The organism is Streptomyces anandii JCM 4720 (assembly GCF_014650655.1).
GTDB lineage: Bacteria > Actinomycetota > Actinomycetes > Streptomycetales > Streptomycetaceae > Streptomyces > Streptomyces anandii.
The window spans coordinates 29,958-43,577 of record NZ_BMVJ01000014.1 but is presented as its reverse complement, the minus strand read 5'-3'; the positions used below and the strand labels follow the sequence as shown (position 1 = coordinate 43,577).

Here is a 13,620-nt window from a genome sequence, read left to right as displayed (position 1 = left end):
GAGGCTGTCGCGGCGGCCGTCCCAGAGTTCGCCGTGCGGGTCGAGCCAGAACTCACCGTCGGCCCGGTCGGAGCGCGGGAGCGTGTGCAGGACGGCCCGGTGTCCGCCGTACTGGCCCGGCTCCATGACGAGTACGGCGTGAGGGGACTGGTCGCCGGTCAGGTGGACGTAGTCCGAAGCGGGTCTGAAGGGATACGCCGTGTCATTGGCGCGGACCTTCGGGGCGCCGGCCGGGATCACCAGCAGCTCGCCCGGAAAGCGGGCGGAGAGTTCGGCCCGGCGGCGCGCGGTGTACGCGGCCTGCGGGAGGGGCGTCAGGGCGTGACGCTCGGCGTCGGCCCAGCCCTTTTTCATGTTCTCGGCGAGTTCCCGGCTCACTTGTCTGTAGAGGCCGTTTTTTCGCCGCCTGTTCTCGTCCGTCTCCTCGGTCACCCAGATCTCCTGTGTCGAGAGAATGGAATCGGTGTCACGTCGCCGGAAATGCCGGAAGGAGCAGCCGCAGTAGATGCGCTCCCGCCTCAGTGACCGTCCAGCGCGCCGAGTCGCCGTCCCGCCCGCCGTCCTTTGCGGCATTCCCCGGCATTTCCTCCCCGTCCGGGGCGGCATGCTCGGACAGCGGGAGGACTGCCCAGCAGCGCTTGCCGGAGTCGGTGTATTCCGTGCCGTGGAAAAGACTCAAGGCGTCGATCAGGACGATGCCGCGCCCGCTCTCGTGGTCGCAGCCGGCCACGCAGGGCCGCGGCCGTTCCCGGCCGCCGTCGACGACCGTGAGGACGAGGAGGCCGCTGTCCCGCTCCGCACGCGATTCGACCGTCAGGGGACCGCCGGCGTGCTGCAGACCGTTGGTCAGCATTTCCGAGGCGACCACTTCGAGGCGGAAGAGCAGATCGCCGTCGATCGGCACTTCCCAGGAAAAGACGGCCGACGAAATGCGGCGGCGCGCGTCGCGGACCGCGGCCGCCGTCCCTTCGACGGTGAAGCGGAGTTCGGTGTGGGGCATGGCGCGTCTCCTTCGCGGATCGTCCCGGCGGGACGATGGCGCGAGTGGAGGTTTCCACGACCGAACCGGCCGGGACAACGGCCCGGGCCATAAGAAAACGAACGGCCGGGCCATAACGTCGCCGTGCGTGCGGTGACCGTGTCCGGTGCCGTTCTCGCCGCCGGTCGCATAATGGTGCCGCTTCTTCGAACAATGAGGTGTGCCGTGGAACTTGAGCTGCGTCATCTGCGGGTGCTGTGCGCGATCGCGGACTCCGGCAGCGTCGGAAGGGCGGCGGCCGCGCTGGGCCTGACCCAGCCGGCCATGAGCACGCAGTTGCGCCGCATCGAGCGGCTGCTCGGCGAGGGGCTGTTCGTCCGCAGCAACACGGGCGTGGAGCTGACCGCCTACGGTACGGAGGTCGTCAGCCAGGCCCGGGACGTGCTGGCCCGCGCCGACGCCCTCGGACGGAGGCACACCGATCCCGAATCCACGCCGGGCGCTCGCACGGTCCGGCTGGGTGTCACCAACACCCCTGTGGTCCCGGCCCTGTTGGGCAATCTGCGCGACGCCTGTCCGGATCTCACCGTCACCGTGTGCAGCGTGTACGCCACCGGGGAGCTGGTCCGGCTGGTGGAGGCCGGGGAGCTCGACGCGGCGCTGGGCGTCGACTACCCCGGGCTGCCGGTGCGGCACTCCCCCGCGCTGGCCCACCGCGCCATCAACACCGTGCCGATCTTCGTGGCCATGCACGCCGGTCACCCGCTGGCGCACCGGGTGGAGGTTCCGCTGGAGGAGCTGTCACGGGACACCTGGTTCGTCACGTCCGACGACGGGGTGGGGTGGCCGGGTGCCTTCTACGACGCCTGCGAGGCCGCCGGTTTCGTCCCCGGGAACACCCATGAGTTCCACGTGCTGGAACAGCTGCAGTCGATGATCGCGATGGGGCTCGGGGTGACCGCGGTCCAGCCGACCCTGCGCCCCATCGACGGGGTGCTGGTCAAGCCGCTGGCCGGTGATCCGCTGTGGCAGCGCCTGCTGCTGATCTGGCGCCGGGACGCCGTCGGGGCGCCGGTGGCCGAGGCGCTGCACCACCACGCCGTCCGGGTGTACCGCAACCTGCTGGCACACGCCCCTCACCTGCAGAGCTGGCTGGCCCGGGCCTACACGGCCACCCGTCCGAGCGACACGCTCCGCTGACATCCGCAGGTCGGCGGGAGGCCGGCCGGTCCGCGCGACGCGGCCCGTGGGGGCATGCTGGACATACGCGCCGGTCCCTACGGGCCCATCACGCCGTCCGCGCCTCGCGGCGCGTCCTCGCGGCCGGCGCGGGACCGTACCGCCTCGGGGAAGCGGCGGGCCGGCTGGTGGAAGGAGCGACCCCGATGAGCCCGACGCACAGGCCCACCGACGTGGAACAGGCGGCTCAGCCGACCGGCCTGATGGATCTGCTGGGCGTCGCCGCGGTGCTCCTCGAGGCCGACGGCCGGATCGACATGTGGAGCCCGCAGGCCGAGGAGCTGTTCGGCTACAGCGGGGACGAGGCGGTCGGGCAGTACGCGGCGCCGCTGCTGCTGGACGCCGGGGACCGTGACGCGGCCATCAGGCTGTTCGCCGAGGTGATGGAGACCGGCCGGGACTGGGCCGGGGCCTTCCCCGTGCGGCGCAAGGACGGCGGCACCCGCATGGTCGAGTTCCGCAACATGCGGCTGACGGACAACATCGGCGATCACTACGCCCTGGGGCTGGCCACCGACCGCACCATGCTCCGGCGGGTGGAACGCGACCTCGCCCTGTCCACGCGTCTGGTCACCCAGGCGCCGATCGGGCTGGCCATCCTCGACACCGACCTGCGCTACCTGGTCGTCAACCCCGCCCTGGCCTCGATGCACGGCGTGTCCGAGTCCGACCACGTCGGCCGTGCCTTCCGCGAGGTGCTCACCGGTCCGCGCTTCGCGACCGCGGAGAGCGCGATGCGGCAGGTCCTGGAGACGGGCGTCCCCGTGGTCGACGAGCAGGTGGTGGGCCGCACCTTCGCCGACCCGGAGAACGACCACGCCTGGGCCGTGTCGTTCTACCGGCTGGAGGACCACCACGGGCACACGCTGGGCATCGCCAACGTGGTCGTGGACGTGACCGACCGGTACCGGGCGGCGATGAAGGCCGACCGGGCCCAGCAGCGTCTGCGCCTCATCGCGGACGGCTCGGCCGGCATCGGCACCACGCTCGAGCTGGGGCGCACCGCGCAGGAGCTGGCGGACGTGCTGGTGCCCGGCCTGGCCGACATGGTCACCGTGGACATCCTGGACTCCGCCCTGCGCACGGGCCGTACGGACGTCGGGGAGGGCCCGGCCCTCTTCCGCGCCCTGGCGGTGAAGACCGCCTATCCCACCAGGGCCACCCAGGCGCTCGTCCCGCCCGGGCACCTCACCGCCTACCACGCCGACCATCCGGCGGCCCAGTGCCTGCGCACCCACCGACCGCTCCTGATCACCCACCTCAACGGCGTCGACCTCGACCGTGTCGCCGCCGACTCCGCCGCCGCCCGCCTGCTCGCCGAGGCCGGCGTGCACACCGACATGGCCATCCCGCTCATCGCCCGGGGACAGGTCATCGGCGTTCTCGGCCTGGCCCGGGCCCGCAACCCGGTGCCGTTCGACGAGGACGATCTCGCGCTCGCCTGCGAGCTGGCCGCCGTGGCCGCGCTCAGCATCGACAACGCCGTGCTGCACCAGCACATCCGCCGCGCCGCCGAGACCCTCCAGCGCAGCCTGCTGCCGCGCCTGTCGCCCCGGCATCCGGGCCTGGAGGTCGCCGCCCGCTACCGGCCCGCGCAGGCCTTCAGCGAGGTGGGCGGCGACTGGTACGACGTCATCCCCCTGGAGGGCGACCGCACCGTGCTCACCGTGGGCGACGTCATGGGCAGCGGCATCCCGGCCGCCACCACCATGGGCCGCCTGCGCACGGCCACCTCCACCCTCGCCAACCTCGATCTGGGCCCCGATCAGGTCCTCACCCACCTGGACCGCATCACCCAGGGCCTGGACCCGTACATCGCCACCTGCGTGTACGGGGTCTACGACCCGCACCGTGCCCGGCTCGAGGTCGCATCCGCCGGCCACCTGCCGCCGGTGCTGCTCCGCCCCGGCCGGCCGCCCGAACTCCTCGACCTGCCCACGGCCACTCCGCTGGGGGTCGGCGGCGTGCCCTTCGAGTCGACCACCCTCCCGCTTGGACCCGGTGATCAGCTGGTCCTCTACACCGACGGGCTGGTGGAGACCCGCGACGACCCGATCGACGCACGCCTCGGGCGTCTGCTGGAGCTGCTGTCCCCGCCGCACGACTCCACCGAGGACATGTGCGACCGGCTCCTGGAGCAGCTGCGCCACCCCGCCGACTACGACGACGTGGCGCTTCTCATCGCCCGCGCGCAGCCCCTCGCCTGACGGTCGCCGGGCCTCGGCCCGCACCTTCACCGACATCGTGCCGCCGGGGACATCGCCCCGGAGAACCGTCGTCACCCCCGGGATGCTGACCGCCTTCGGCATGATCGGGGTCCACGTCCACCGCTCCGCCGAGGAGGACGCCGCCGCGTCCGTCCCGCCCGGCGGCGACGCCGTACCGGAACCCGCGGCGACCCTGTAGCCGGCCCGGCCGCAGGGCCGGCCCCGGTCACGGAGCCCGGCCGAGCCGGTGATCCACCCGGCCGCAACGCCCGGCCCCGGCCACGGAGCCGGGGTCCGACGGCGGAGCCCGCCCCGGTCACACACCCACGGCCGGGCCTCGCGGCCGTAGCTGAATCGTGCGCCCGGCGCGGATGTCCCGCGCCGGGCGGCCGGCGATCTCGCGTCGGGGCGCCCGGCCCGGGGAACTGTGAGTCGCGAGTGTCCGCGACGAAGGGGCGAGCCGGTGGAGGGTGTGGAGTCGTTCGGGAGAGCCGTGCTGGCGGTGGCGCTGGCGGCGACCGTGGCGGTGCTGTCCAACCGGCTCAGCGAGCGCACCCGCATCCCGGCGCCGGCGTTCTTCCTGGTGGCCGCGGCGGTGGCCGCGGACCTGGCGCCCCGGCTGGAGAGCTTCCCGATCACCTCCGTGCAGAACGTGGTGACCGTGGCCCTGGTCGTGCTCCTCTTCCACGGCGGCATGAACCTGGGGTGGCGGCAACTACGGCCCAACGCGGGCGCGGTGGTGTGGATCGGCGTCGCCGGCACGTTCGCCACCGCGGCCCTGCTGGCGCTCGCCGCCCGTCTCCTCGGGTTCGGCTGGCAAGCGGCGCTGCTGCTGGGCACGGCCCTGGCGCCCACCGATCCGGCGGTGGTCTTCTCCGTCCTGGGCCGGCGCGAGATCACCGGCCGGACCGGCGTACTCCTGGAGGGCGAGTCGGGGGCCAACGACCCGGTCGGCATCGCGCTCATGGCGGCGCTGCTGACGACGACCGGCGGATCGGTGGCCGGCGCCGCCGGGCAGGTGGCGCTGACGTTCGTCGAGCAGATGGCGGTAGGGGCGGCCGTCGGCCTGGGCGGCGGATGGGCGCTGAAGTGGTTCATGCAGAAGGTGCCGCTGCCCAGCGAGGGCCTGTATCCGCTGCGCGCGCTCGCCGGGGCGTTCGCCGTCTACGGGGCGGCCACGGTGGCGCACGGTTCCGGTTTCCTCGCGGTGTTCACCGCCGGGATCCTGCTGGGGGACGCGCGGGCGCCGTACAAACGGGAGATCGAGCGGTTCCACGCGGCGCTGTCGAGCCTGGCGGAGATCGTGGCGTTCACGCTGCTGGGGCTGAGCGTCCCGCTGGCGACCTTCGCCGCCGAGGGCGCGTGGGGGGACGGCATGATCCTGGCCGTGCTGCTCGTGGTGGTGGCGCGGCCCCTGGCGATGGCGGCGCTGCTGTGGCCGCTGCGCCTGCGGGCCGGGGAGCGGGTGTTCCTCGCGTTCGCCGGGCTGAAGGGGGCGGTGCCGATCCTGCTGGGCAGTTTCGCGGTGAGCGCGCGTCTGGCGCACTCGCAGCGGATCTACGACGTGGTGTTCGTCGTCGTGGCGTTCTCCGTCGTGGTGCAGGGCGCCCTGGTGCCCACCGTCGCCCGCTGGTGCCGCATTCCGATGCGGGCCGGCGAACTGGAACCGTGGGCGCTGGGCGTCCGGCTGCGTGACCGCCCCGAGGGGGTGCGCCGGGTCGTGGTCGAGTCCGGCTCGGAGGCGGACGGCTGCGCCGTCGCCGACCTGGACCTCGGGGAACACGTGTGGGTCAGCCTCGCCATCCGCGGCGGAGGCCTGCTGCCGGTGACCGGGGCGACCCGACTGGCGGCGGGGGACGAGATCCTGCTGCTCACGGATCCGGAACAGGCGCCGGATCCCAGCGGCCTGTTCCGGAAGTGAGCCGTCCGGACCGTCGCGCGGTCAGGTACGGCGGCTCCGGGCAGCCATCGCCCTCGTCACCAGCCCGAGCAGGAACGCGATGGCTCCCGTGATGGTGTTGCTCACGATCGTGCCCGTGGTGGCCGACGCGTGCTGTACGGCCCAGGGGGCGATGATCGCCCAGGCGCCGATGCCCGCCGCCGCCCAGCCCATGCCGAACGTGCGCTCGTAGGCGGATCCGAAACCGAGGCCGAGGACCGCGAGGGCGATGCCGGTGACCAGGTTGCTGATCGCCAGCGGGTTGCCGTTGAATCCCACGACCCAGGGGGAGATCGCCAGGTAGAGGCCGGTCAGGAGCGTCAGTCCCTCGACGGCCTGCAGTGCGGGCTTCGCCGAGACCTCGGCTGCGTGAGCACGCATGGCGAGAAGGTCCGGATGTTCTTCGATGCGGGTGTGCATGGCCACGTCGGCCACCTTCTTCCTTTCCGTCTTTTCCGCTTCTTGCGTTCCACATGACGCGTATCCGAGGGAAGGGGACCCAACCATGGCACAGTGCAATTATTTAGATTTGTTCGCGCCGGGGTACCCAGGAGGCACAGGCCGACAGGAGAGGATCTCGCGTGAGGTGGTTCCCGCGCCGGGCTGGCTCCACTACGGGCTGTGGGAGACGGCGGTGGCCGCCGGACTGATCCTCCTGGCCCTGGCCGCGTGGACCGGTATCCGCCGCGTGCCGCTGCGCCGCACCCTGACCCTGCTGGTGACCGGCGTGGCCGCGGTGTGCGCGCTGAACGCCGTCGGCTTCTGCCTGCTGGCCTCCTCCACTCCCCGCGCCCTCCAGCACGTGCGGTCGCTGCAGGACCTGGTGGGCCGCAATGATCATCGTGAGCATCGGCGCCAAGGACCTGCGCTGGGCGGACCTGGTTCGCCTGTGCGCGGCGCAGCACCCGAAGGTGCTGATCAACGAGTACTACGGCGTACGGCCCCTCTTCGCCGGGCACGGCCTGTGCACCGGTCGACCGTACGTACAGGGCCCGACCGACCAGGCGCCCCTGCATCCGACCGCCGCGGCGCCGGAGTCACCGTGGACTTTGAACGCGAACTCACGGAGAGGGAACGCCGTCCGCCGGCGCGGGATTGCCTCACACGGGCCGCAGCGCCCGCAGGTCGTACGGCAGCTCTCCGGTCGGCCGGGCCGACACCGCCCGGCGAGAAGGAAGGATCACAAACATGCGCGCATCCGTCGTCCGCGTCGTATGGGGCGCGGTACTCGTCGCCTTTCCGGGGACCGTCCTTCGCCGCTGCCCCCACACCCCGCGGACCAGGGCCGCGTCGGGCGTCGTGCGGCTGCTGGGCGCACGCCAGCTCGCGCAGGCTCTGGTGACCAACCGCCTCAGCGTGCCCGCCACTTGGCAGGGAGTGCCCGACGCGCTGCACGCGGCGAGCATGGCCGGTCTGGCGCTGCGCAGCGACCGCTGGCGGACGGCGGCGCTCGCCGACTCCGCCGTGGCCGCCCTCTTCGCCGCGTCGGCGCTGCGCGGACGGGACCGGCACCACGGCCGGACCGGCGCCGGGCGGTGAGCGCTCCCCCGACGACCACGGCGGCGGCGGGAACAATGCCGCGGACCGCTTCGTTGCCCCCTCGCCCCTTCACGTCGCCGCCCCAGGGAGCATCGTGCCCGACACCGGTTCCGCCGCGTCCGCCGCGTCCGCCGCGTCCGCTACATCCGCTACATCCGCTACGACGACCGCACTCCCGCCTCTGACCGAGCAGGCCGACAGGCTCGTCGAGTTGGGGGTGCACGAGATCGCTGGGCTGCCGGCCGCCGAGATCCGCGCTTTCGCGGCCGGGTCCTCCGCGCACGGCCACGGGGCCCTCCTCGCCGTTCACCCCGACCGCGCCCCAGCCTCCGCGCTCGCTCCGCTGCTGCGCCACCGCGGCCGACCGGGCTTCGTCGTCACGGACATGGACGACGTCGACCGCTTCGCCCCGCTCGACTCCATCGCCCTGCCCGACAGCCCGCTCTACGTCCTCACCGCACCCGACCGCGGCGACCACCTGGCCAACTGGAGCCCCGACGAAGCACTGCCCGCCCTCACCGCCGAGGCCCGCAGCCCGATGCTGCTCACCGAGGGCATCCACTGGGTCGTGCAGCAGCCCGCCGTCCTCGAACGCAACCACTGCTTCATGACCATCGGTTCACGGCTGCGCAAGGCGAACGGCGCCCTGGACGCCCGTACTCCGGCCGTCTGGATCAGCAACGGCACGGGACGGGACGGCCGCGCGCGCCGCGACGCGCCCAAGGTCGGCTGGTGCTGGGCGGGAAACCGGCACACGTGGCTGGGCTTCGCCTCGGCGACGGGCCGCCGTGGTCAGGACACCCAAGCGGCCTGACGACCCGTCAGGAAGTCTGCAGCGTACCGAGAGCGGCATGGGCGGTGGCGGCACGTCCGTCGCGGGAGTAGCCGATCGTCACCTGCTCGCCCGGTGACTTGGCGGCCAGCGCCTCGGTGAGCGTCTGCACGTCGGTGATCTTCGTGTCGTCCAGCTCGGTGACGATGTCCCCGGGCTTCAGCCCGGCCTTGTCCGCCGCGCCGCCCTTGGTCACCGAGACGATGCCCGCCCCGGCCGGGGCGGAGTCGGCGCCCAGCACCGTGCGCACCGTGACCCCGAGGGCGGCGCGGCCGCTGTTGGTGACCTTGCCGCTCTTGACCAGCTGGTCGGCGATGCGGGTGACGGTGGAGCTGGGGATGGCGAAGCCGATGCCCGGTGCGGCGCCGCCCAGCTCCTGGTCGACGGCGGCGAGGGTGTTGATGCCGATGACCTCGCTGGAGAGGCCGGCCAGGGCTCCGCCGCTGTTGCCGGGATTGATGGCGGCGGAGGTCTGCACCATGTTCGGGATGGTGGCGCCGGGAGAGCCCTGGCCGGCCGGCTCGGACACGGTGCGGCCCACGGCGGAGACGATGCCCTGGGTGACACTGCTGGACAGGCCCAGCGGGTTGCCCATGGCGAGGACGATCTGGCCGACCTGGACCTTCCTGCTGTCGGCGAAGGCGGCGGGGTGCAGACCGGACGGCGGGTCGTCGAGGCGGATCACGGCCAGGTCGTCGGCGGGGTCGATCCCGACCAGGCCGGCGTGCAGGAGCTGCTGCCGGTCGGCGAAGGTCACGCTGAAGCTGTGCTCCTTGCCGACCACATGGGCGTTGGTGACGATGTCGCCCTTGTCGTCGTAGACGATCCCGGAGCCGAGGCCGGCGGAGGTGGTGATCTGCACCACCGAAGGCAGGACGTTGTGCACCACGCGCAGGTAGTCGCTCTGCAGCTCGGCGCTCACCGAGGGTGTCCCGCCGGCGTCCGGGGCGCCGCTCTTCGTCCGGGACGAGCCGGAGGAGTCGCTGGTGCAGCCCACGGCCAGCGCGGCCAGGACGGCGGCGGCCGCGCCGCGGGTCACGATCAGCCGCAGGCGGCGCGCGGACACGGCGGGCGGTGCGCCGGCGGCACGCTCGGGGGCGGGGACGGGACACTCTCTTACGATCATGGCGGCACTCCCATGACGACGACGCGGCCGGAGCGGGGAAGGCTCCCGCCGGACGTGGGTTCCCTGCCGGGGGCCGCGCACGCCTGCGACCGGGGATCGCCTCGCTCGGCGCGCCGGGGCGGGCACCGTGACCAGCGTCCAACACTCCTCTCTCCAGGGTGAGTTCGCGGTGACACGCGCCGTCACGTCAGGGGGAGGCGAGGAAGGGGCGGGCGGGTGCCCGCCGGTCACGTCCGGCGCAGGCCCGCGATGAGCAGCGCGACCATCCGGCGTGCGTCGTAGCGCGGATCGCTGTCCGCGCCGATGCAGAGGTTGCCCACTCCCCGCATCAGCTCCAGGCCCCCGAAGCCGGGGCGGATCTCGCCGCGGTCGGCGGCCGCGTCGAGCAGTTGGCCACACACGGGCACGAGCCGGTCGAGGAAGTAGGCGTGCAGGCCGTCGAATCCGGCGTTGTCCGACTGGAGCGCTCCGGCGAGGCCGTGCTTGGTGACCAGGAAATCGACGAAGCGGTCGATCCACTGGGCGAGCGCCTCGTAAGGGGACTCACGGCTCGCCAGCAGGGCGGGGCCCGCCTCGGCGCAGGCGTCGACCTGGTGGCGGTAGACCGCGACGATCAGGTCCGCCCGGGTCGGGAAGTGGCGGTAGATGGTGCCCACCCCGACGCCGGCCCTGGCCGCGATGTCGCGCACGGGCGCCTCCACGCCCGAGGCGACGAACACCGACGCGGCCGCGTCCAGCAGGATCTGCTGGTTGCGCCGGGCGTCCTTGCGCTTGGGTCCGGCCGCACCTGCCGCCTGCTGGCCGCTGTCGTTCACCACGGCGATCCTTCCGTGAGGCTTGATAAGCGGAACAGTGTTCCGTATCGTTCATTGCGGAACGAGGTTCCGTTTCACGCTCATTGTCGCAGACCGCGCCAGGAAGCTGAACCGGGACGAACCGAACGGAAGGCACTTCCATGCCCGAGTCCCCTACGGCCCCCACTCACCAGAACACGGATACACCCGTCACCGTGACGACGGTGCACCCGATCGTGCTGCCCGCTCCCGGGCGCGGAGAGGACCTCCAGGTCGCGGTGTCGGCCCCTGCGACGGGAGACGGACTCCCCGTCATCGTCTTCTCGCACGGGTTCGGCGCGTCGATGCGGGACTACGCGCCGCTGGCGGACTTCTGGGCCGCGCACGGCTTCGCGGTCGTGCGGCCCACCCACCTGGACTCGCGGACACTCGGCATCCCCGCCGAGGACCCCCGTACGCCGCGAATCTGGCGGTACCGCGTCGAGGATTTGAAGCGCGTGCTCGACGGCCTCGGCGCCCTGGCGGCATCCGTGCCGTGCCTGGCCGGCCGCCTCGACCACGACCGGGTCGCGGTGGCCGGCCACTCCTGGGGAGCCCAGAGCGCGAGCACCCTGCTGGGCGCGCGCGTCCTCGGCCCCGACGGCATACCGGGCGAGGACATGTCCGACCCCCGCGTCAAGGCGGGCGTCCTGCTGGCGCTGACGGGCCTGGGCGACGACCTGACCCCGTTCGCCGCCGAGCACTTCCCCTTCATGCGGCCCTCCTTCGACCGGATGACCGCGCCGGCCCTCGTCGTGGCCGGGGACCACGACCAGTCGGCGCTGTCCACCCGTGGACCGGACTGGTTCACCGATCCCTACCTCCACAGCCCGGGCGACAAGAGCCTGCTCACCCTCTTCGGGGCGGAGCACTCCCTCGGCGGGATCAAGGGGTACGAGGCCGCCGAGACGACGGACGAGCATCCGGGGCGCGTCGCCCTGCTCCAGCGGCTCACCACCGCCTTCCTGCGCAGCGCCCTGGACCCCGGCGACACCGGCTGGAAGGAGGCGGCCGCCGCACTGGCGGAGGACCCCGGGGCGCTGGGCAGACTGGAGAGCAAGTAGCCGCACGCCGTGCCGCCCGCCCCGGGGCGCCGTGTCAGCGGCGGGAGACGGCCTGTTCGACGAGGGCGACGGTGGCGCGGGGGTCGTCGACCTCGATGACGAGGCGGTCGTAGGTCTCGGCGTCGGCGAGTTCTATGACGACGGCCTTGTCCGGGTTCTTCACGTCCCAGAAGAGTCGCTCGCCGTCACGGCGGAAGCGGCCGGCGGTGATCACACCGGGGAAGTGGGTGCCGCCGACGCGGATTCCCTTGGACTCCCGGGCCATTCCGGGGTCATGGGTGGCACCGCGCACATGGGCGAGGGGGATCTCCAGGCGGCTCTTGAAGGTCCAGAGTTTGTCGAGGCCCTGGAACTCGACGGTCAGCAGGCCGCGTTCACGGTCGATGTCGATCAGGGCCATGTCAGTTCTCCTTGGAGCGGTGGGGCTGGGCGCGCATGCGCAGCCGGGTACCGAGGACGGTGGAGGCGAGCTGGGGGGCCGCGTCGCCGTGCGAGGGGCGCAGGGCGTCCTCGAGGGCGGTGACACCCTCCGCCACCAGCGCGGCGACCTCCGGGTCGTGCGGCGCTCGCTCGGCGGCGGCGAGCAGGAGCAGTCCGGCGGCCGGACCGTCGTCGTAGGAGGCGATGGCGGCCGCCAGGGACTGCGCCGGGTCGGTGAGACCGGCGATGGCGTCGACGGCCGGCCGGATCTCGTGGTCGAGGTGGTCGCGCAGGACGGTCAGATGCAGGCTCCGTTTCGAGCCGAACACCTTGTAGAGGCTGCCCCGGTGGACGCCCGTGGCGGTGACCAGGTCGTCCACCGAGGTGCCCTCATAGCCGTGCGCGGCGAAGAGGGCGGCGGCCGCGGTGATCGCCTGGCCCGTGTCGAAGGCGCGTGGTCGTCCCATGGCCAGGAACGTACGGGGTTCGAGAACGATCGGTCAAGAACGAACGTTCTTTTACTTGCGCCAGAACAGGTGGTGGGTCACGCCGCTCGAGCTGGGCACGACGTCGAGGTGGTAGCGGTCGAGCAGTTCGTCGGGGGACTCCCAGAGCCGCTCCCCGGCCCCGAGTTTCACCGGCGACACCGCGATGTGCAGGGTGTCCACGAGGCCGGCGTCGAGGAACTGCCGGACGGTGGCGACTCCGCCGCCGAGCCGGACGTCCTTGCCCCGCGCCGCCGTCCGCGCCTGGTCGAGCACCGCGGCCGGGTCGCCCTGGACGAAGTGGAAGGTGGTGTCGGAGAGCGTGAACGAGGGGCGCGGGTGGTGGGTCATGACGAACACCGGGGTGTGGAACGGGGGCTCGTCGCCCCACCAGCCGCGCCACTCGTAGTCCTGCCAGGGCCCCCGCTGGGGGCCGAACTTGTTGCGGCCCATGATCTCGGCGCCGATGTTGCGCGAGAAGTCCCGGGTGAAGTAGTCGTCGAGACCCCGGCTTCCCCCCGGTTCGGTGCGATTGGGCCAGCTCGCGGTGGCGCCGGCCCACCCGACGAGGGCCGCCGGGTCGGCGTGGCCGAACGGCCGCTCCAGGCTCTGGTTCTCCCCGGCGCCGTATCCGTCGCTCGAGACGCAGAAGTTCTGGACCCTCAGCAACTGGTTCACGTCGTGCCTCCTGTGTGGTCGGTGAAACAGGGACCGCCTCAGCGGGAGAAACTCATCGCCGTTGCCCATGTTCGGCCCTCGACCGGGGCCTTGGCGAGATTTCGGCGGTCCTCCACCCTTGCCTGACTGTCATGTACTCGCCATTCTGAGGGCGGAGTCTACTCGCATAGACCCACACCACCGGAAGGTGCGAAGGCTCCCCGCTCCACCTGACAGCGCCCCACCCCCACCGCTCCCAGGAGGAACGCACTCGTGAGACCTCGTCATCGCCGTCGCCGC

The 13,620-nt window shown here is 72.5% G+C and carries 14 protein-coding genes; 6 read left to right on the top strand and 8 right to left on the bottom strand.

Going from position 1 to position 13,620, the window contains the following annotated elements; all coding sequences use genetic code 11:
• Together IE249_RS38305 and IE249_RS23835 are read right to left on the bottom strand one after the other, a co-directional pair.
• Window positions 1-354 (bottom strand): aminopeptidase P N-terminal domain-containing protein (locus IE249_RS38305; protein ID WP_373304437.1); only part of this gene is annotated, 354 nt, incomplete at its 3' end.
• Window positions 355-466: 112 nt separating this feature from the next.
• A complete protein-coding gene (locus IE249_RS23835; protein ID WP_189707722.1) occupies window positions 467-1,000 on the bottom strand; it encodes an ATP-binding protein in 534 nt (177 codons plus the stop codon).
• Between the two features lie 204 nt (window positions 1,001-1,204).
• Between IE249_RS23835 and IE249_RS23830 the strand changes: the two genes are divergently transcribed.
• From IE249_RS23830 to IE249_RS23820, 3 genes are all read left to right on the top strand, one after another.
• Window positions 1,205-2,179 carry a LysR family transcriptional regulator gene (locus IE249_RS23830; RefSeq protein ID WP_189707720.1) on the top strand — a complete coding sequence of 325 codons (975 nt, stop codon included), beginning with the start codon at window positions 1,205-1,207 and terminating at the stop codon, window positions 2,177-2,179.
• Window positions 2,180-2,364: 185 nt separating this feature from the next.
• The gene (locus IE249_RS23825; protein WP_189707718.1) at window positions 2,365-4,425 is read left to right on the top strand and encodes a SpoIIE family protein phosphatase; all 2,061 of its coding nucleotides are present in this window, start codon (window positions 2,365-2,367) and stop codon (window positions 4,423-4,425) included.
• 463 nt (window positions 4,426-4,888) lie between these two features.
• On the top strand, window positions 4,889-6,346 hold the full coding sequence (locus IE249_RS23820) for a cation:proton antiporter domain-containing protein (protein WP_189707716.1): 1,458 nt from the start codon (window positions 4,889-4,891) through the stop codon (window positions 6,344-6,346).
• A 21-nt stretch (window positions 6,347-6,367) separates the two neighbouring features.
• Here the strand turns inward: IE249_RS23820 and IE249_RS23815 are convergent, their stop codons facing one another.
• Window positions 6,368-6,745: an SPW repeat protein gene (locus IE249_RS23815; RefSeq protein ID WP_229859129.1), complete on the bottom strand. Its 378-nt coding sequence runs from the start codon at window positions 6,743-6,745 to the stop codon at window positions 6,368-6,370.
• Between the two features lie 807 nt (window positions 6,746-7,552).
• Between IE249_RS23815 and IE249_RS23810 the strand changes: the two genes are divergently transcribed.
• A complete protein-coding gene (locus tag IE249_RS23810) occupies window positions 7,553-7,903 on the top strand; it encodes a hypothetical protein (RefSeq protein WP_189707714.1) in 351 nt (116 codons plus the stop codon).
• Between the two features lie 181 nt (window positions 7,904-8,084).
• Window positions 8,085-8,717 carry a DUF5701 family protein gene (locus tag IE249_RS23805; RefSeq protein WP_189707923.1) on the top strand — a complete coding sequence of 211 codons (633 nt, stop codon included), beginning with the start codon at window positions 8,085-8,087 and terminating at the stop codon, window positions 8,715-8,717.
• A gap of 7 nt (window positions 8,718-8,724) precedes the next feature.
• On the opposite strand, the gene IE249_RS23800 is transcribed toward IE249_RS23805, so the two are convergent.
• Both IE249_RS23800 and IE249_RS23795 read right to left on the bottom strand, forming a co-directional pair.
• A complete protein-coding gene (locus IE249_RS23800; protein WP_189707712.1) occupies window positions 8,725-9,861 on the bottom strand; it encodes a S1C family serine protease in 1,137 nt (378 codons plus the stop codon).
• A gap of 227 nt (window positions 9,862-10,088) precedes the next feature.
• The gene (locus IE249_RS23795; protein ID WP_189707710.1) at window positions 10,089-10,676 is read right to left on the bottom strand and encodes a TetR/AcrR family transcriptional regulator; all 588 of its coding nucleotides are present in this window, start codon (window positions 10,674-10,676) and stop codon (window positions 10,089-10,091) included.
• A gap of 140 nt (window positions 10,677-10,816) precedes the next feature.
• Here IE249_RS23795 and IE249_RS23790 point away from each other — a divergent pair, with 140 nt between their 5' ends.
• Window positions 10,817-11,758 (top strand): alpha/beta hydrolase family protein, encoded by a 942-nt coding sequence (locus IE249_RS23790; RefSeq protein WP_189707708.1) that lies wholly within the window; start codon window positions 10,817-10,819, stop codon window positions 11,756-11,758.
• A 34-nt stretch (window positions 11,759-11,792) separates the two neighbouring features.
• Here the strand turns inward: IE249_RS23790 and IE249_RS23785 are convergent, their stop codons facing one another.
• Genes IE249_RS23785 through IE249_RS23775 form a run of 3 tightly spaced genes read right to left on the bottom strand, consistent with a single transcriptional unit; the run spans window position 11,793 to window position 13,341 of the window.
• Window positions 11,793-12,158 carry a hypothetical protein gene (locus tag IE249_RS23785; RefSeq protein ID WP_189707706.1) on the bottom strand — a complete coding sequence of 122 codons (366 nt, stop codon included), beginning with the start codon at window positions 12,156-12,158 and terminating at the stop codon, window positions 11,793-11,795.
• 1 nt (window position 12,159) lies between these two features.
• Entirely contained in the window at window positions 12,160-12,645 is a 486-nt protein-coding gene (locus IE249_RS23780) for a TetR/AcrR family transcriptional regulator (RefSeq protein WP_189707704.1), read from the bottom strand.
• Window positions 12,646-12,696: 51 nt separating this feature from the next.
• Window positions 12,697-13,341 carry a dihydrofolate reductase family protein gene (locus IE249_RS23775; RefSeq protein WP_189707702.1) on the bottom strand — a complete coding sequence of 215 codons (645 nt, stop codon included), beginning with the start codon at window positions 13,339-13,341 and terminating at the stop codon, window positions 12,697-12,699.
• Window positions 13,342-13,620 lie beyond the last annotated feature (279 nt).

Excerpts from the sequence above, each read along its gene's own strand:
- IE249_RS23800 (WP_189707712.1), bottom strand. The coding sequence starts at position 9,861 with ATGATCGTAAGAGAGTGTCCCGTCCCCGCCCCCGAGCGTGCCGCCGGC.
- IE249_RS23780 (WP_189707704.1), bottom strand. The coding sequence starts at position 12,645 with ATGGGACGACCACGCGCCTTCGACACGGGCCAGGCGATCACCGCGGCC.
- IE249_RS23785 (WP_189707706.1), bottom strand. The coding sequence starts at position 12,158 with ATGGCCCTGATCGACATCGACCGTGAACGCGGCCTGCTGACCGTCGAG.
- IE249_RS23790 (WP_189707708.1), top strand. The coding sequence starts at position 10,817 with ATGCCCGAGTCCCCTACGGCCCCCACTCACCAGAACACGGATACACCC.
- IE249_RS23825 (WP_189707718.1), top strand. The coding sequence starts at position 2,365 with ATGAGCCCGACGCACAGGCCCACCGACGTGGAACAGGCGGCTCAGCCG.
- IE249_RS23810 (WP_189707714.1), top strand. The coding sequence starts at position 7,553 with ATGCGCGCATCCGTCGTCCGCGTCGTATGGGGCGCGGTACTCGTCGCC.
- IE249_RS23815 (WP_229859129.1), bottom strand. The coding sequence starts at position 6,745 with ATGCGTGCTCACGCAGCCGAGGTCTCGGCGAAGCCCGCACTGCAGGCC.
- IE249_RS23835 (WP_189707722.1), bottom strand. The coding sequence starts at position 1,000 with ATGCCCCACACCGAACTCCGCTTCACCGTCGAAGGGACGGCGGCCGCG.